This is a genomic window from Capillimicrobium parvum (assembly GCF_021172045.1).
In the GTDB taxonomy this organism is placed as follows: Bacteria; Actinomycetota; Thermoleophilia; order Solirubrobacterales; family Solirubrobacteraceae; genus Capillimicrobium; species Capillimicrobium parvum.
The window spans coordinates 3,711,231-3,728,623 of sequence record NZ_CP087164.1; the positions used below are offsets into that span (position 1 = coordinate 3,711,231).

Sequence of the window (17,393 nt, forward strand, 5' to 3'; positions counted from 1 at the left end):
CCACGGTTCCCCCTCCTCCGGATGGGCGGCCTCGGCACCGCCGCCGGTGTCACGCGGACCAGTCGCCTTGAAGCCGGTCGCGGCGCACGCGATATCCCCGGTCGATCGCCCAAGCCGCAGCGATTCCTGAACTCACCGGGCACGTCCCGGGCGTCGACGTGCACCGCGCGATTCGCTCTGTCACGGCGCGCAGTTCCAAGCTCGTCAGCCCGGGAGCGGCCAAGCGCAGGCTCTTGGCGCACGGCGCGTGTCGGGCGACGATCGACCACGAGCCTCTTCGACGACCTTGCCCGGCCCCGGCGGGAGACCGGAAGGTCGACGTCGAGCATCGTGCTGGGCGACGCGGTGCTCGGCGGCCAGCCAGACGATCGCGGAGCGGTTGCTTGCCGATGTCGTTGCCGACCGGCTCATGCGCTCGCTTCTGCGAGACGCCGAACGATTGGAGGGCAGGGTGGGACCGTGCCCGGCCCTGGCGGGACATCGGGATGATCGGTTGCACGGCGCACCCTTCCACTGGCCATCTGACGGATCAGGAGGCTGACCGCGGCCGCGGCCAGCACTGCCACGGCCACGGAGTAGACAAGCGCCGTCTTGTGCAACCCGAAGTGCGATGTTCCGATGCCGGCGATCACTGCCGGAATGCCGGTTGCGAGGTAGCTGACGATGTAGATCGCGGTGATGAGCCCCGCCCGGTCGTCGGACGCGGCCCGCGCAACTGTGGATCGGTACGCCCCCACGAACGCTGACCCGAAGCCGAGCCCGGCGAACGCGGTGCCGACGAAGAGCACCGCTGGCGTGCCCGTCGCAACCGAGGCGAACGTCATCAAGGCGCCGACGATCAGCGTGACGCACCCACCCAGCATCACGCCCGCCGGACTCTTCCTGGCTACCGCGGCCGAGGCGGCTGCCGCGAACCCGGTGAGCAGGAAGATCAGGGCGCCGCCCCAGAGCAGGTTCTTCGAGTGCAGCAACTGCAAGGCCAGCGACGGGCCCAGCGAGAGATAGAGCCCGGCAAGCGCCCACACTCCCACCAGGACCGGGAGCGCCGTGGCAAATTCACGCCTGGTCCCGTGCGGGACAGTGACATGCGGGCGCAAGGAGCTCACAACGCCAGGGCGCCTTGTTCCCGGTTCTGGGATCTCCACGACAGCGACGATGCCGATGATGAACGCCGCAACGAGCAGCCACCAAACCAGGTGGGTCGGCGCCGGCACGTATTGGGCCAACGCGCTCGCGCCGAGTGCCCCGACGGCCTGTCCGCCTGTCGGCGCCGCGCTGGAGACGACCGGTGTGATGCCGCTGTCGGGCCGCAGGTCGAGCAGGGCGGCACTGGCCGTTCCGGAGATCAGGCCAACGGCGACGCCTTGCACCGCGCGACCGGCGAACAGCAGACCAACCCCGTGCGCAAGGAGAAACAAGCCGCACGCGACCGCGCCCAACGAGAGAGCCGCGAGCATGACCGGTCTGCGGCCCAGGTAGTCCGACGCCGAGCCGAGAAAGACCAGCGTCACCAACAGGACGACGACGTAGACCGTGAACAACAAGGTGAGGGTGGTCGCCGAGAACCGGAACTGGACCTGATAGAGCCGGTACAGGGGCGACGCCGCGGCGTTCGTAGCAGCCGCCAAGAGACCGATCGCGGCCACCGCCCAGAACGACACACCTCTCGACAGACCTGCTCGCCGGAACCGCTTCTCTGCACCCTCGGTGCTCGGGGCAGACATGGGTGACGGTGCGCGCGATCTCCCGGCGCGGCTCAAGGCCTTGTCCGCTCGTCGTCGAGAGCTCTCAGCCGGATTGGCCGGGTGCGTGTCGGTGCGCCGAGCTGCATGTGGTCGGGCGCGGCCAGCCTCGGCCCCCGCTCGTTGATCACCGAGCCGTCATAACCAGACAGAACACCTTCGGAGGGCGCCGTAGGGGTCAGACGAGTAGCCGTCACGAGCGATCCCCCGGGCTCCGACATGCCAGCCACTCTGCATCCAGGCGCGACGCCCACAACCACACGGGCCGATCACACGATCAGCGGTCGCGATGGCGCGCGAGGCGATCGCGGCGGCGGCCGTCTGCCTGGCGAGCGAGCCCGCGGACTGCCTCCACGGCACCACGCCGACCGTCGGCGGCGGGCGGCTCGCCGTCTGATCGGCCAGCCATATCGCGCAGTAGCACGCCTTTGTTGAGGCGGACTCCGGCCGCCGCATCATGGAGGCCGTCCTGACCACGAGCGCCGCAGCGCGGCGCTCGCCCGAACTCCGAAGGAGAAGACCATGGAAGACGTCGAGCAGTCCTGGCGCCTGGCCGACCGCCGATCGTTCCTGCTGAGGGGTGCGGCGGTTGGCGCCGGCGCCATCGGCGTGAGCCGCCTCCTGACCGCTCCGCCAGCCTCCGCGAGCGGAGGGCTCACGAAGGGGGACATGGCCATTCTCCAGTTCCTCGCCGCGGCCGAACTGCTCGAGGCGGACCTGTGGGAGCAGTACAACGAGCTCGGCGGGGTCCAGGACAGCGAGCGCCCCGGCGGAACCGGCAACAAGGCCTACACCGCCGCCCTCTCGGTGCTGGACAAGGACATCCCGCAGTACATCCACGACAACGCCGAGGACGAGCAGAGCCACGCGAGCTTCATCAACGCGTATCTGGAGGCCAACGGAGCGGATCCCATCAACCTGGACAAGTTCCGCACCGTGCCCGGCAGCAAGGCGACCGGCGCTCGTCAGATCGGCCGCTTGACCAACCTGATGGAGCTGACCATCGACACGAGCTGGTGGACGCGCTACCGCAGCGACTCGCAGAATCCGGACCTGGGTGACACCCTCCCGCACGCGGTCCCCGACCTGGCTGTGGGAAAGCACCCGGCGATCCCGCGCAGCGACGACGATCTGCGCCCGCGCAAGCACCTGCAGGCGATCGCAAACACGGCCGGCTTCCACTTCGGCACCATCGAGCAGGGCGGCAGCAGCCTGTACGCCTCCCTGGCGCAGCGAGTGACGAACCCGGAGGTGTTGCGCATCCTGCTGAGCATCGGCCCCACGGAAACGATGCACTTCCAGACGTGGCAGGACAAGGCTGGCAACGCTCCGCCGCTGACCGATCCCACCACCGGCCTCACGTTCCCCGACCTGAACGCGGGACGGCCGCTGTTCAAGGCCAACCGGATCATGCCCGAGCCGACCCGCTTCCTCGATCCGAAGTTCCCGCGCTGCTCGATCATCCGCCCCACCAACACCGAGGGCGCTGCCCTTGGCGCGGCGAAGTTCCTGACCGCCATGGGGCTGTTCCACGGACAGTCGCCCGACTTCTTCGCCGGCGTCCAGGCGCTGGCTGAGGCCGCGGACGCCGCGCAGCGTCAGTAACGGGCATCGCCGCGAGAAAGAGCGACGCCGTACCGGGCAATCGCCCAGCTGCTTGACCCGCTCCGGACCGCACACGGTCCGGCAACTTCCCAACCACAAGGACCGCGCATGATCGAGAACATCCTCAGCCCTACTCATCTCCTCCTGATCTTGGTCGTCGCGCTGATCGTGCTCGGCCCCAAGCGACTGCCGGAGGCAGGCCGCGGGCTTGGTTCTGCGATCCGCGGCTTCAAGGACTCGCTCTCCACGGCGGAACGTCGCGAGGAGCAGCCCGCGATCCAGCCGTCGCGCGACCCCAATCACACGCCTGGTGCGTAGGCCGCTGAGATCACGATCCTGATGGAAGCGTTTCCGCTGCGAGCCGTCGCTCACGACGAGCGCCTCACGCTGACCGAGCATCTCGGCGAGCTGCGAGCACGGCTCCTGCTGAGCGTGACGGTGTTGGCAGTCCTGTTCGCGGGATGTTTGTGGCAGAGCCGCTCGCTCCTGCACGTGCTCAACGTGCCGTTGGCCCAGATCACGATCAGCTCGCCGGCGGAGGGTGCCCGCGGCGAGCTGCCCCAGGCGCTGGCGCGCAGCGCCAGCGCCTTCACCCGGCTCGCGCACGCCTCCTCTCTCGCCCCGGCCGACCAGCGGGCCGCGCTGAACGCCGCCCGCTCCCTCGGGGCCGCCAGCCAGACGCTCTCGCGCCCCGACGCCCGTGCGCCGATCACGCTCGGGCTCGGGGAGCCGTTCGCCACCTCGGTCACGGTCGCGTTTGCCTTCGCGTTGCTTCTCGGACTGCCGTTCCTGCTGTTCCAGGCGTGGGCGTTCATCTCACCGGCGATCGCTCCCGCCGAGCGGCGCGCGGTGCGTCCGCTCCTGTTGTGCGCCCCCGCCCTCTTCGCGATAGGGGTTGCGTTCGCCTACTTCCTGGTCCTTCCGCCGGCCGTGCGGTTCCTACAGGGGTTCAACCACGGCGCCTTCGATGTCATGGTTCAGGCGCGCGCCTACTACCGCTTCGAGCTCATGACTATGCTCGCGCTCGGCGCGATGTTCGAGATCCCCGTCGTGCTGCTGGCGCTCGGTCGCGCGGGCATCCTCAGCTCGGCGGCGTTGCGCCGCCATCGCCGGTACGCGATCGTCGGGCTCTCCGTCCTGGGCGCGCTCCTGCCCGGTACAGACCCCGTGACCACTCTGCTCGAGACGCTGCCGCTCTTCGGCCTCTATGAGGCGACGATCGTCCTGCTTCGCTTGAGCGAGCACAGACGCGACCGGCAGCAGGCGCTCTCCGCATAAAGGCGGCTCCCCGTGAGCTCGGCACGGGTGACAGGGGCAGGTCCACGGCGCGGCTGCCAAGCCGGCATGGGCACCCGCGACCAGCACGTTCACGATGCTCTCTGTCAGCGGCTGGGCCGACGACTCCAGCGAGCAGGGCGCGGATGGCACGTTCCCGGGGACGCGCCCCCGGCCTGGCCGGCGTCGACTCGGGTCATCGGCGACATGCGCGTCGGCGAGGGCGTTCATCCGCCGGCGCGCGGGAGGTACTTCGCAAGAGCAAAGCCGCGACGGTTCACGGAGACCGGCGGATGAGGTCCCGGCACTCTGCCGCGCTCGGGGAGGCCGTACGGGTGAGCACCAGAAGCGGGCAACGGGCGCTGTGCGCCAGCTGCTGGGAGGTGCTTCCGTGGATCAGACGGCCGATCGGGCCATAGCCGCGCGAGCCAACGACCAGCAGATCGAGCGACGCGCTGTACAGCGCCAGCTCCTCGGCAGGCTGACCGTAGGCCGCGCGTGGCTCGACGTCACCGAGCGCTGCGATCCGCCGGCGCGCATCCTCGATGAGGCGCCGTGGCGTGTTATCGGCCGCCCCTGGCCCGAGAAAGGCTTCGGACGGAAGCGACACAGCCTCGAGCGCTGACAGCTTGGCACCGGACGCGGCGGCGAGCATCCGGGCCACCGACAGCGCGTGTGCACTCTCGGGAGAGCCGTCGTACCCGACGCCGATTTCGCGCAGCGCAGCCGGCTGTCGTGAGTAGTTCGTCGGCGCGATCGCAATCGAACACGGCGCGCCGTTCAGCGCCGCACTGGTGTCATCTCCGATGAGCACCCGCCCGAGGAGCCCCCGGCGGGATGAACCCACGACCACCAGATCGGCGCCGATCATCTCGCAGAGCTCATGCAGGCCGCGTCCCACCGAAGAAGACCCGCGCCAGCGCAGGTGCGCCCCGGCGCCCGTCTCCTCGCGCACCGTTTGGAGCAACGCCTCGGCACGCTCCGCCTCGACGGCTTCGTACGCCGCGCCGGCGCCGGCGTGGGCGTGGGCACCGCCCGGAGCGACATGGGCGAGCGTGAGCTCCCCGCCCGCCGCGACCAGCAGCTTGGCGAGCGCTAACGCGTCGCGGCCGCCCTCCCGTCCGTCCACGCCGACAACGATCTGCTTGAACATCCCGTTTCGCTCCTAACCAATCAGTCTCCCGGTCTGATGGGCGTCATCAATCGCCCTCATCGCCATGCTCGCCCGAGCGCCCCGCGCTGCGAGCGCCAAACGCGATCACGCGAGTGGGATCACCTCGGCGCGTCCGGTCGACCAGCGACGTGACGTGGCGCCGGGCTGGCGCTCACGGCGGGTCAGTGCGTCCAGGCCGAGTGTCGTTTACCAGCCCTCGGCGATCTGGATGATCGTCTTCCCGGACACCCGAGGAGCGTCGGGGCCGAACGCGGCGGGCGCTTCGGCAAGCGGCCGCACGGCCCCCACATTCGAAGTCAGTCGGCCGTCGCGCAGCCGCTGCGCGAGCTCGGCGAGCTGGGAACGATCGGCCTCAACGACGAAGAAGATCGCCCGCCCGTTCTCAGGCTGGATCGTCGGCGGCTCGGCAATGGTGACGAGCGTGCCGCCGGCTCGTACGAGGGCGGTCGAACGCTGAAGGATGTCACCGCCGATCACGTCGAGCACCACGTCGGCCTCACCGGCGTCCTCGAGAGGGTCGGCCTCCAAGTCCACAAACTCCTCGACGCCAAGACCGAGCGCACGGTCACGGTCGCCGGTCCGGCCGGTTCCGATCACGCGAGAGCCAGCCTGACGGGCGAGCTGCACAGCGATCGAACCGACGGCGCCCGCGGCGCCGTGGACCAGCACGGTCTGGCCGGCGATGAGATGGGCGTGGTCGAACAGGGCCTGCCATGCAGTCAATCCGGAGATCACCGCACCGGCGGCGACGGCATGGTCGACGCCCGTTGGCAGCGGCGCAAGGTTGCGTGCCTCGATCGCCACGTACTCCGCCAACGCGCCGTTTCGGGTCCAGTCGGCCAGGCCGAACACTCGCTGGCCGACGGTCAGGCCGGTGGTGCCGAAGCCCAACTCGGCGACGACACCCGATACCTCGTGCCCCGGCACGCTCGGCCTCCGGTCCCGGCCACCGCGATCAGTCCAGGTCCCCTCCCAGGCCAGCTCCCCACGGGTGAACCCCGCAGCATGCACGCGCAGAACGACGTCGTTCTCGGCGGCGTGCGGGTACGGCAGGTCCGCGAGGGACAGTCCAGCCAGACCAGCGTCGCGGTCGCGGATGGCGATGGCTTGCATGGCAGTTTCCTCTCACATGGTGGAGATTCCGTGCCGGTCTGTACAGCAGGTGCGCACAGATGACAGCCGTTCACGTGATCAACAGAAGCGCGGACTAGATGAGTCGTTCCACGGCCGGTGAGGGGCCGACGGGCTGGAAGGGGACATAAGCAGCCGGGTCGAAGTCGGCGGTGCTATCTCGCCAGCGCCGACCCTGGGGGCCTCGATGGACGCCGACCTCGACCTGCTGCTCATTGCGGTGTTCTGCACCGCCGACGATCTCCTGCCCAAGCGGCCGGCGAACGCCAGGCGGATCGTGACCGATGCGGAGGTCGTCACGCTCGCCGTCGCCCAGCAACTGCTGGGCCTCAACGCCGACGAGCAGTTCTGCGCCGGGGCCACCCGGCGACTCGGGCATCTGTTTCCGCGACTGCCCAAGCGTCCGGGCTACGTCAAGCGCCGCCAGCGTTTGGCCGACACGATCGAAGCGCTGATCGCCGAGTTCGCCGCGCATAGTCCGGGATCGGTCGACGATCTGCTCGTCGTCGACAGCACCCCCGTGGAAGGTGGCCGCTCGATCGAGACGATGCGCCGCAGCGCGCTCGGTGACGCTGCGGACTACGGCTACTGCGCCAGCCATAGCCGCTTCTTCTGGGGCTTTCGGCTGCATGGCATCTTCGCGACCGACGGCACGCCCAGGGCGTTGGCGCTGACCTCGCCGAAGGTCGGCGAGCGCGACGTGTGTCTGCGCATGCTCGACCGCCTCGGCCACCACGGGCCGGTCACGATCGTCGGCGACAAGGGCTACGCCGGCCGCCAGTTCGAGACTGACGCCGCCGCCCTGGGCGCTGTGGTCGTCCGGCCCCGCCGCAAAGACGAGCCCGGCCCCCGACCGCATCTCGCGCCGATCCGCCAACGCGTCGAGAGCATCTTCCAGACCGCCAAGCACATGCTCGGCCTTGAACGCCACGGCGCCCGCCAACTGCACACGCTGCGCGCACGCCTGGCCGCCAAGTTCCTCGCGTTGACCGCAGCGATCGCCCTCAACCACCGCCTCGGACGACCCCCACGCAACCTCACCGCCTACTACGCCTGACCACGAACCCGCGGAACGACTCATCTAGGATTCGACACAACGAGCGATGACGCTGGGTCGATCAGGGTTGCGTAATGGTGCAAGACGCAGCATCTTCGGAGGGACCCCAGACGCCACGCAGCATTTTGCGCACGATCCGGCGCGACGGGCACCTACGCGGCTGCTGAGATTGCTGGTGCTCCAGCGCGGTTCGCGGGTTCTCGCTGAGCAGTCGCGCACCTCGCGCGCCCATTTCGCCGGGATCTCCTCGTCGAGGCGCTCCAGAAGCTGGGAGATGTCCCCGGGAGCTCGGAAGGCTTCGACCCGCAGTGGCTGCGTCGCCGGCTGCAGAGCGCTGGCTATGCGGCGCGCTAGGTCGGGCTGCGGTGCGTACGCCATGTACTGCTCGGTGGTCGACAAGCGGTCATGGCGCATCAGCGCCGAGATGGTGCGGACGACGACGCCCTCGCGAGCGAGTCCTGTCCCGAAGCTGTGGCGTGTGTTGTACATGGGGATCCGCTTCTGACCGGCCGCCTGCTGAGCCGCTTTGAAGGCGTCGCGGAGCGGTCGATCGCCCGCTGGGTGCCTGAGGACCTCCCGCGTGAACACGTGATCGGTGTCGCCCGTGCAATAGCTGCGTGCCGTCAAAGTCAGCAGAGCATCGCGAAGGCGAGGCGTCATTGGGATCGGCGCCGAATCCGGTGTCTTCGTGGTGTCGACCGCGTTGCGCACCCAGTTGTCATAGACGCGAATGACGCCGGCGACGAAGTCGACGGCGCCCCACCGCAATCCGAGCGCCTCGCCCGGCAGCCGCATCCCTGCATGAAATCCACACAGCCAAAACGCCTCCGGGAAGCGCCCTGGCGCCTGCTCGAGCAGACGCGCGACTTCGGCCGGGTCATAGAAGTCGTCGCGTCGCAGGATCCGTTCACGGTCACCTTTCCTGCTGGTCCGGCGCACGTGGGTCAGTGGGTTTCGGTCGATCCAGCCTTCGCTGCAGCCGAAGTCCAAGACGGCGCCGAGCAAGTCGCGGTATTTGTTGCGCGTCTGTACAGCGGCGGGGGTGCACCAGAGCCACAGCTCTCTGACACGCAGCTCGACGTGCCAACCTTCAGCGCGCAGCGCATCGACCTCGATGCGCGAGACCGGCTTCATGCGCTGTGCTCCCGACGGCACGACTCGGTAGGCGCCCGGGCGCCGGGGCTTCCACGTGCCGTGCAGCTCATCGGCCAGACGGACGGCCTCTGCCTTGGTTGCTACCTCGATCGGCTGAGAGCCGGCAGGCGCAGCCGTCCAACGTTCGATCCGGGTCTTGCGGATCGTCTCGCCCTGCTCGCGGAGCTCCTTGGCCCGGTCCACGCCGACGACGCGCTGGGCCTCACAGCCTGCGAGGTACTGCTTGAGCTCGACGGGGTCGAGGCGATCGACCCGCGTGTCAGCACCGAGATCCCGGAAGAGACGCTCGAAGAGGTTGACGTAGTCGAGTGTCGTGGAGCGCTTCAGTCCGCGCTCGCCGGCACGCTCTGCAATCCATCCCTCGACAACATGCACGAGCGTGCGCGTCGGCGAGCCGCCGGAGGTCGTGCGCGGCGCCGTGGCGAGGATCTCGGCGAGAAGCGCCGCCGCGTCCTTCGGTGTCAGATGCTCCTCGGTAGGCCGTGGCCCATCGCCGCTGCGCCAAACGGTCGCGCCGCGCGCGGTTCGCCGACCTGAATCCTTGACGTGCGCCGGACCCAGTCGCCGTCCGTGCTTTCCATCAGCGTCGTTCCAATAGGCCCAGAACGCGCGACGGCCGCGTGCGTCAATCTTGACCTGCGTATGGCCCGTGGGCACCACAGAGGATCGGCTCACGCGTCCGTTGGCTGGCGTCTCCGTGCCATCACGAGACGTTGTCGGCGGCTGCGGTGCGATGCCGAAGACCCTACGCCGCCGAATGGACAGATTTCCCTACGATTTCCCCAACAGTCGTTGGAGGCCCGATTCAGGCGCGAGTGTTGGAGCCAATTTTGGCTCAAACATCGACAATTTCGCCTCATTCCAGGCGAATCATAGTCCGCGTGTCGGGGGTTCGAGTCCCTCCTCCGGCATTGTGTGATGTCTCGGGACATGGGTCTCACATGTCTCGGGACATCGGTCTCAGTTCGGGGGCCCGGCCATCGGCCGGGCTCTGTGTTTTGGTTGCGCCAGTAGCTGCGGTTGGGGTCGATGTGGTGGACGGAGAGCACTTCGCCGGTGGTGAGGTCGGTGACCGTGACGTGGTGGTCGTCGGCGAACGCGAGGACGCGTTTGCGGGCGTGGACGGTGCCGAGTCCGAGGTGGTGCATGCGGTCGGCGCAGCGGATCGTCATGCGGCCTTTGGGATCGAGTCGGTCGTAGCGCACGCGGTAGTGCCCTGGGGCGTGTCCGTTGCTGGCGGGGGCGGCCTTTGGGGTGGCGCGGTAGGCGTCGCCGGGGGTGCGCCTGTGCAGCGCTCGGTGCGGGCGGCGCTCGTTGTAGTGCTTGCGAAACTCGTCTAGCTGGCGTTGGACGCTGCTCCGAACTGCTGAACGTCAACCTTCTCGTCCAAAAGAAGAAGCGCGACTTATGCGTAGTCGTCCTAATCCGCCGTCGTACAGATGGCGGATGTGCCAGCGCGCGGCGCGCGGGACACTCAGTCGTGAGATGGAGAGGCCATGACGACTCAGACGATCAAGCGCCCCGTCAAGCGGCGCGCCGCCGACCTGGAGGCGGTCTTCCCCGGCCGGTACCTCAGCGTGACAAGCTTCAAGCGGGACGGCACCGGCGTCGCGACGCCGGTGTGGTTCGTGGCAGACGGCAGGCGGCTGTTCGCCCTGACGGACCTGCACTCGCCGAAGGTCCAGCGCATGCGCCGCAACCCCCGAGTCCTGATCGCGGCGTGCCGCGTGAACGGCAAACTGCGCAGCGAGCCGTTCCCGGCGCGCGTCGAGGTGCTGACCACGACCCCAGACCTGGAGCGGGTGCAGAAGCTATTGAGCGAGCGGTACAAGATCTCATACCGCCTCGTCATGCTGATGTACCGGCTCGGGCGCCGCCTCCGTGGCCAGAGCAGCGTCGCCGACGGCGCCGCGCTGGCGATCACCATCGAATAGCGCTGGCGGTCACGACGGCAGCCTGCCCCGGGCCCATCGCAACGGCTATGCGATGCGCCCAGCCGCTTTCGCCATCCATGCATCCGAGTTGCGAAGCTCATTGGTGCGTCACGGTCGGATTTGCCGCCGCAGATGAGCCAGCATCCATGGCTGAGAAGCGCGTGGTGCAGGGCGGCGGCGCGTGCCCCGGTGGATGCGGAGGCGGCGGAAGTGACGATGATCAAGCCGGCCGGCACTGGATTTCGGTCAACCGCTGATGGTCAAGACCCCCAACGCCACGCACGCAACGCTGATGACGATGATCACGGCGCCGGTGATGATCGAGTCGGCGCGGCTAAGTCGGTGGTCGCCGAGCACAGTGGGATGAATCGTGCTGGGCTTGATGGAGGCTCTGGCGGGCGCATCAGCCGGCGCGTCTGGTCACAACCGATCGGGACCCCGGACCGTTTGGCGGCCTTCCACAGCTTCCGCGACCCGTAGACCTCATAGTTGGCCTTCCACAGCTTCACCAGCCGCAGGATCACCTCGGCGTCGCGTTGGGCACGCGCCGACGGCGCCCGGCCCCTGGCCGCGTAGTAGGTGCTCGGAGCCACCTGCAGGGTCTGGCAGATGGGCTCGACTCCGAGCCGCCGGCCGTCCACGAGATCGTCCTTGTTGGCGTCGATGAACGCGACTACCTGCGTTGCTGGCGGTCGAGCTCCGCCCCGAAGAACGTCGCCGCGCGGCGCAGAATCTCGTTGGCGCGGCGCAGCTCACGGCCGGACCTCCTGTTCGAGGTCCTTGACGCGCTCGGACTCGGTCGTGGTCACGCTCGGCCGCGCGCCGTCATCGATGTCGGCCTGCTTGACCCAGGTACGCACCGACTCGACCCCGTAGCTGAGCTGATCGGCGACCCTGCGACCGCCCCGTGCGTCATCCCCGTCTCGGCCTGCAACGAGCGCACCATCCGCACCGCCGCCTGCTGCTCCTCCATCGAATACCGACGCGTCGTCGGCTTGCCAGCTGTGCGCTCTCTCGACATGAACTCCGTCCTCGACTTTCCAAGGCCAGAAGTCTCCAAGCACCCCAGGACGATTCACGTCGGCGCCCTGGGCGAGGTTGGCCGCCACGACGTGCGTGTGCAACTGCGGATCGCCGGCCCGCGAGGTGCGATGCCGATAGGCGCCCGCGATGAGCCCGCCGGCGTGCTCCTTGATCGCCCCGGCCGCGCCGCGGCGGACCTGCACCGCCTCACGCTCCAGATAGCCCAGCGCGTCACGGACCGCCGCCTCATGCCCGTCCACGACCGCCCGGCGAACCTGCTCGCCGCCGGCCGCGAACAGCACCGACACCGACTTCGGCGCCGAGAACGTCAGATCAAACCCCTGCACCGCCAACCCGCCCCCCCAGCCGCAACGGCTCACCCGTCCGCGGCTGGCGCGCCTCGACCAACAGCGTCTCGAGCTCACCGTCGGCGACTTCGCCGTCCAGGCCCAGCGCCGCGGCACCAGCGCGACCCACTCCCCGTGCGGCTCTCCCTGGCCGTGTAGTAGTCCTCCCGGCCGCTCGCGACCGACTGCTCGTAGTAGCGCGCACTGTCGGCGCCGCGCGTGAGCTTGCCGATGCTCAACATCAGCCGCCCTCCACCGCGCCCTGCTCGATCCTCGCCGCCGACCCCCGCACCGCCGCCGCGACGTCCCCACCGACGCCTTCCCACCGCGCTACCGCGCAGCGGGCCCCCACAGGTGCACCCGCTTGGAAGCGGGGTGCGCGGCCCGTGTTGCTCCGGCGAGGCTTTCGACGCGGCGGGTACAACCCGGCGAATCGTTGCCGCCTCCTCTCGATGGCCGACCTCCCGCTCAGGCACCGCCATTTGCCGCGTTGACGGAGTCCTGGGTGGATGAAGGCGGGCTGTCCGGGACGTGGCTGCCGAACGACTCCAGCCGTCAGCAGGGAGCCATCAGATGACGGGCTCGGGTTCCCCTTCCGGGCGCGGTGCCACGGCGCGCGACTTGACGAGCTCTGCGAACTCCGGGTCGTCGTGCGTGGGCAGATCCCAGTAGGCGACGTCCAGACCCGCGTCCTCCTGGGGCGCCTTGACGCGCAGCCCGATGCTCTTCTCGATCAGGAAGACGAGCACCAGTCCGGTGATGGCGGCGATGGCCAGCACGATCACGACACCCAGGAGCTGCATCCAGGGGGTGACCTCGGAGTTCTGAAAGGCGTACTTGCCCTCCGTGATGCCGAAGTAGCCGCCGACCTTCGTGTGCCACGCGACGAAGCCGCTCACGATCACGCCGTAGACGCCACCGAAGAGCGTCAGCGCCACGACCTTGCCCTCGTCCACGCGGATGCGGCGCATGAACAGGATCCCGAGATACACCGCCAGCGGGCCGAAGAACGCCACGATGAACGTCTCCCACGGATGGAAGACGTCAAAGGACGAGGCGCACGAGATGTAGCCGGCGACCGGACCCAGCAGCGCCATCGCGACGTTCCGCGTTCGATAGGCGAGGATCGCCCCGCCGAGCGCGCCGGCGAAATACGACACGAACACGTTCGTCACGACGATCCCGATGCTCGAGTCGGCCATCGAGATGCCGAAGTAGCCCGAGCCGGGGATGAAGTAGCCGCAGCCCACGATCGCGAGCGGCAGGGCGAACAGGAAGATGCCGACGCCCGCGGCGGTCCAGCTGAGGTTGTGCGGCACCGGCGACCCACGCCTCGGACCCGCCCGCCACGCCATGATCAGCGTCCAGACCCCGACGAGGATGTACAGCGTGTAGACGCCGAGAAAGTCGTGCAGCCCGGCGTTCGTCAGCGGGCCCGCCGACCCCCACGTCAGATAGGCGACGAACGGCATGACGATGCCCCCGCCGACGGCGGCCAGGATGTAGGTGGCGGACGCCTTCACGCGCTCCAGGCCGGCGCTGTGGATGAGCGCGCCGAACACGGCGGCCCAGGTGAAGAAGAAGGCACCGAAGATCTGCAGGACATCGGCGCCCGGGACGAGCTTCGGATCGATGTTCTGGGCGAGCGCGCGGTAGTTGTCGCCGCCGAGCCACCATCCCTTCAGCGCCTCCCCGAGGGGATCGGGAACGCCGAATGCCTGGTTGAACTGCCACTCCCAGATGCCGTAGCCGATCAGCATCATGGCGCCGCCGGCGATGAGCATGGCAAGAAGCTTCTGCACCCACGTGTCGACCAGGTTCTTCCGGCGGACGCCGCCGGCGTCGACGAACGCAATCGCGACCGCCGCGAGAAACAGCGCCGCGACCGCCACCCCGTAGAAGATGTCCTGTGCGAAGACGTCGATCGTCGTCTGATCCTTGAAGACGGCTGCAAGCAGGTTTGACACGGGTCTCCTCTCGACTCCCGGGCAAATGGTCGTTCCCTCGCCGCTCCTCTCCTTCGGAGCGCGGCAGATGATCGGTCGAGCCTCAGCACAGGGCTATTGGCCGAAAGGACGATTTCCGGAATCACTTGCACGACGAGGGACGTCCGGGGGCACGTCAACGTCTCATGACAGGGAGACGGGGTAGCAGGCGAGAGCGATGCGCCTGTGGGTCGTGCCTCTCTCGGGTCTCGTCGCGGGCCTCGGGCTCGCGCTCATCACGCTGAGCATCGACCGGTCCGCCGGATACGATCTCCTGCCGCAGTCGCTGACCGGCACGCCCACGGTCGCTTCGAGCCTGCTGACCACGATCATCACGTCGGTCGTGACGCTCCTGTCGGTGGTCCTGACCGTCATGACCGTCGCCGTGCAGCTCGCCATGGCGCAGTTCTCGCCGAGGATCGTCGCCGCGCTGCTGCAGGACCGGCTGCACCAGTTGACGTTCGCGCTGTTCTCCGGCACCGCCGCGTTCGCCATCGTCGCGCTCGTCGGTGTCGACGACCGCCACAACCGGGTCCCCGGCCTGACCGTCCTCCTGGCCTACGTGCTCGCCTTGACGAGCCTCGCGCTGCTCGTGATCTTCGTGTCGCACGCCGGCCTGCGGCTGCGCGCGTCGGGCCTCATCGACATCGCGGGCGACCAGCTCGGCGTCGAGATCGACCGGCGCTTCCCCCCGGCGGCACCCGCGCCGCTCCCCCGCGACACCGTCGCGGCGGCGACCGGCGGCATCGTGACCCGCATCGACACGGACCGCCTGCTCGCGGCCGCGTCGCGCGAGGGCTGCATGATCGAGCTGTGCGTTCGCATGGGCGACTTCGTGCCCGCCGGCGCGCCGCTGCTGCACGTCCGGGGCGCGCCGGCCGCGAAGCTCGCGGATGCGGCCGCCATGGTCGAGCTGCGCGACGAGCGCACCCACGACCTCGACCCGGCATACGGGTTCCGCAAGCTCGTGGACATCGCCGTCCGCAGCGCGGCGAACGACCCGAGCACCTCGGTCGAGGCGCTGCATCGCATCCACGGCGGACTGCGCCAGCTCGCGCGCCGGCCGTTTCCGACCGGCCGGCACACCGACGGCGCCGGCGAGCTGCGCCTGGTGACGCCCGTGCGCGACTGGGGCGACTTCGTCCGGCTGGGCTTCGAGGAGATCCGGCTCGCCGGAGCCCGCCAGCCCCAGATCGCCCGCCGCATGCGCGCGGCCCTCGACGATCTGCAGAGCGTCGTCACGCCCGAGCGCCGGCCGCCGCTCGACGAGCAGCTCGTCCTGCTGGAGCGCGCCGTCGACCGCGAGCACGACGATCCGCGCGCCGCGCGATTCGCCCACGTCGCGGATCGGCAAGGCATCGGCTAGGACCCGTCAGACGCCGGACGACGGCGGGACGCGAGGTTTTACGGCTCTCGCGCAGGCTACAGCACGCTGACCGACTACCCGCTGGGGATCGTCAAGGTCATCCCGTTCAAGGCGCATCTGGCGATGGAGGACCCGCGCCGCAAGATCTACGACGGCGGTCCCGCGGTCGTCCGTCCCGCCGCCTGACGCACCTGCGTGGAGCCGCGGCGCTCGGCGAGCGCCGCGGCGCCGCGCTAGGTCGCGACCATCTCACTGCCCGCCGCCGCGAGGAACTCGTAGAGCGGAAAGCCGGCGGCGAGCTCACGGCAGCGGGCCCGCAGCGCGTCCTTCGCCGGCTCGAACGCCGGTGACAGCGCGATGCGGATGATGTCGCCGAGCTCCGTGAACTCGGGGAGCCCGAAACCGCGGGTCGCCAAGGCCGGCGTGCCGAGCCGTAGCCCCGACGAGACCATTGGCGGCCGCGGATCGAACGGCACCGTGTTGCGGTTGGCGGTGATGCCGATGTCGGCCAGTCGATCCTCGGCCTGGCGGCCGTCGATCTCGGTGTCGCGGAGATCGGCGACGACGAGGTGGACATCGGTGCCGCCGGACCACACGCCCACGGCGTCGCCGCCGGCGAGGAGGCGTTCGGCGATGGCCCGCGCGCCCTCGAGCGTCCGCCGTTGGCGGTCGGCGAAGGCGCCCGACGCGGCGATTCGCAGCGCCACCGCCTTGCCGGCGATGACGTGCTCGAGCGGGCCGCCCTGCTGGCCCGGGAAGACGGCGGAGTCGATCTTCCTGGCCAGCGCCTCCCGGCAGATGATCATCCCTCCGCGGGCGCCGCCGAGCGTCTTGTGGATCGTCGTGGTCACGACGTCGGCGTACGGCACCGGGCTGGGATGGAGCCCGACCGCGACGAGCCCGGCGAAGTGCGACATGTCCACGAGGAGCATGGCCCCGCACTCGTCCGCGATCTCGCGGAACGCCGCGAAGTCGATCCGCCGGGGGTATGCCGACCACCCCGCGACGATCAGCTTCGGACGACTGGCACGGGCGATGTCGCGAACCTCGTCGAGGTCGATGAGCCCGGTGTCCCGCCGCACCCCGTAGGGCACGATGCGATACAGACGCCCCGAGACATTCAGCCGCATCCCGTGCGTGAGGTGCCCGCCATGGTCGAGCGCCATGCCCATGAGCGTGTCGCCGGGGTCCAGGAGCGCGTGGTAGACCGCTGCGTTGGCCTGGGCGCCGGAGTGGGGTTGGACGTTGACGTGATCGCCGCCGAACAGCCCGCGTGCCCGGTCGATCGCCAGCTGCTCGGACACGTCGACCCACTCGCAGCCGCCGTAGTAGCGCTTGCCGGGGTAGCCCTCCGCGTACTTGTTCGTCAGGACGCTTCCCTGACACTCGAGGACGGCGCGCGGAACGACGTTCTCCGAAGCGATCATCTCGAGCGTCTCCTGCTGGCGCGTGAGCTCGCCGCGCAGGACGGCGGCGATCTCGGGGTCCACCTCGGCGAGGGGCCGGTTCATCAGGTCGTGGGGAAGGTCGGTCAGGGCCATCAGCGCTCCGGCTCGTATCGTGGTCAGACCACTCTGGGTCACGATCAGATCGGCGGTC

The 17,393-nt window shown here is 69.3% G+C and carries 12 protein-coding genes and 3 pseudogenes; 6 read left to right on the forward strand and 9 right to left on the reverse strand.

The annotated features are described in order from the left end of the window. Positions 1-407: 407 nt before the first annotated feature. Positions 408-1,661 carry an MFS transporter gene (locus DSM104329_RS18105; RefSeq protein WP_259311251.1) on the reverse strand — a complete coding sequence of 418 codons (1,254 nt, stop codon included), beginning with the start codon at positions 1,659-1,661 and terminating at the stop codon, positions 408-410. Between the two features lie 603 nt (positions 1,662-2,264). Between DSM104329_RS18105 and DSM104329_RS18110 the strand changes: the two genes are divergently transcribed. From DSM104329_RS18110 to tatC, 3 genes are all read left to right on the forward strand, one after another. Then, positions 2,265-3,347, forward strand: coding sequence for a ferritin-like domain-containing protein (locus DSM104329_RS18110; protein WP_259311252.1), 1,083 nt, complete (start codon positions 2,265-2,267; stop codon positions 3,345-3,347). Between the two features lie 108 nt (positions 3,348-3,455). Further along, entirely contained in the window at positions 3,456-3,665 is a 210-nt protein-coding gene (gene tatA / locus DSM104329_RS18115) for a twin-arginine translocase TatA/TatE family subunit (RefSeq protein WP_259311253.1), read from the forward strand. Positions 3,666-3,686: 21 nt separating this feature from the next. Next, positions 3,687-4,625, forward strand: a complete 939-nt coding sequence (tatC, locus tag DSM104329_RS18120) for a twin-arginine translocase subunit TatC (RefSeq protein ID WP_259311254.1) — start codon at positions 3,687-3,689, stop codon at positions 4,623-4,625. Positions 4,626-4,899: 274 nt separating this feature from the next. Here tatC and DSM104329_RS18125 read toward each other — a convergent pair whose 3' ends face one another. Next, positions 4,900-5,775, reverse strand: coding sequence for a universal stress protein (locus DSM104329_RS18125; RefSeq protein ID WP_259311255.1), 876 nt, complete (start codon positions 5,773-5,775; stop codon positions 4,900-4,902). A 207-nt stretch (positions 5,776-5,982) separates the two neighbouring features. Next, positions 5,983-6,909 (reverse strand): NADP-dependent oxidoreductase, encoded by a 927-nt coding sequence (locus DSM104329_RS18130; protein WP_259311256.1) that lies wholly within the window; start codon positions 6,907-6,909, stop codon positions 5,983-5,985. A gap of 205 nt (positions 6,910-7,114) precedes the next feature. Between DSM104329_RS18130 and DSM104329_RS18135 the strand changes: the two genes are divergently transcribed. Continuing rightward, entirely contained in the window at positions 7,115-7,984 is an 870-nt protein-coding gene (locus DSM104329_RS18135; RefSeq protein ID WP_259311257.1) for an IS982 family transposase, read from the forward strand. 24 nt (positions 7,985-8,008) lie between these two features. Here the strand turns inward: DSM104329_RS18135 and DSM104329_RS18140 are convergent, their stop codons facing one another. After that, on the reverse strand, positions 8,009-9,799 hold the full coding sequence (locus DSM104329_RS18140; RefSeq protein WP_259311258.1) for a tyrosine-type recombinase/integrase: 1,791 nt from the start codon (positions 9,797-9,799) through the stop codon (positions 8,009-8,011). Positions 9,800-9,810: 11 nt separating this feature from the next. After that, a pseudogene (locus DSM104329_RS29165) lies at positions 9,811-10,458 on the reverse strand (hypothetical protein); the annotation flags it as partial. Between the two features lie 177 nt (positions 10,459-10,635). Between DSM104329_RS29165 and DSM104329_RS18150 the strand changes: the two are divergent. Beyond that, positions 10,636-11,073 carry a PPOX class F420-dependent oxidoreductase gene (locus DSM104329_RS18150; RefSeq protein ID WP_259311260.1) on the forward strand — a complete coding sequence of 146 codons (438 nt, stop codon included), beginning with the start codon at positions 10,636-10,638 and terminating at the stop codon, positions 11,071-11,073. A 398-nt stretch (positions 11,074-11,471) separates the two neighbouring features. Here the strand turns inward: DSM104329_RS18150 and DSM104329_RS18155 are convergent. The 3 genes and pseudogenes from DSM104329_RS18155 to DSM104329_RS18165 all read right to left on the reverse strand — a co-directional run. Next, a pseudogene (locus DSM104329_RS18155) lies at positions 11,472-12,094 on the reverse strand (IS3 family transposase); the annotation flags it as partial. A gap of 70 nt (positions 12,095-12,164) precedes the next feature. Next, a pseudogene (gene mobF, locus DSM104329_RS28960) lies at positions 12,165-12,755 on the reverse strand (MobF family relaxase); the annotation flags it as partial. A gap of 257 nt (positions 12,756-13,012) precedes the next feature. Beyond that, positions 13,013-14,410: a hypothetical protein gene (locus DSM104329_RS18165; RefSeq protein ID WP_259311261.1), complete on the reverse strand. Its 1,398-nt coding sequence runs from the start codon at positions 14,408-14,410 to the stop codon at positions 13,013-13,015. Positions 14,411-14,606: 196 nt separating this feature from the next. Here DSM104329_RS18165 and DSM104329_RS18170 point away from each other — a divergent pair, with 196 nt between their 5' ends. Continuing rightward, positions 14,607-15,794 (forward strand): DUF2254 domain-containing protein, encoded by a 1,188-nt coding sequence (locus tag DSM104329_RS18170; protein ID WP_259311262.1) that lies wholly within the window; start codon positions 14,607-14,609, stop codon positions 15,792-15,794. A gap of 233 nt (positions 15,795-16,027) precedes the next feature. Here DSM104329_RS18170 and DSM104329_RS18175 read toward each other — a convergent pair whose 3' ends face one another. Next, complete coding sequence (locus tag DSM104329_RS18175; protein WP_326924445.1) at positions 16,028-17,335, reverse strand: serine hydroxymethyltransferase; 1,308 nt, start codon at positions 17,333-17,335, stop codon at positions 16,028-16,030. Between the last annotated feature and the right edge of the window lie 58 nt (positions 17,336-17,393).

Bases quoted from the DNA above. Each gene is read 5' to 3' on its own strand.
- DSM104329_RS18135 (WP_259311257.1), top strand. From the start codon at position 7,115: ATGGACGCCGACCTCGACCTGCTGCTCATTGCGGTGTTCTGCACCGCC.
- DSM104329_RS18175 (WP_326924445.1), bottom strand. From the start codon at position 17,335: ATGGCCCTGACCGACCTTCCCCACGACCTGATGAACCGGCCCCTCGCC.
- DSM104329_RS18150 (WP_259311260.1), top strand. From the start codon at position 10,636: ATGACGACTCAGACGATCAAGCGCCCCGTCAAGCGGCGCGCCGCCGAC.
- DSM104329_RS18130 (WP_259311256.1), bottom strand. From the start codon at position 6,909: ATGCAAGCCATCGCCATCCGCGACCGCGACGCTGGTCTGGCTGGACTG.
- DSM104329_RS18125 (WP_259311255.1), bottom strand. From the start codon at position 5,775: ATGTTCAAGCAGATCGTTGTCGGCGTGGACGGACGGGAGGGCGGCCGC.
- tatC (WP_259311254.1), top strand. From the start codon at position 3,687: ATGGAAGCGTTTCCGCTGCGAGCCGTCGCTCACGACGAGCGCCTCACG.
- tatA (WP_259311253.1), top strand. From the start codon at position 3,456: ATGATCGAGAACATCCTCAGCCCTACTCATCTCCTCCTGATCTTGGTC.
- DSM104329_RS18110 (WP_259311252.1), top strand. From the start codon at position 2,265: ATGGAAGACGTCGAGCAGTCCTGGCGCCTGGCCGACCGCCGATCGTTC.
- DSM104329_RS18170 (WP_259311262.1), top strand. From the start codon at position 14,607: ATGCGCCTGTGGGTCGTGCCTCTCTCGGGTCTCGTCGCGGGCCTCGGG.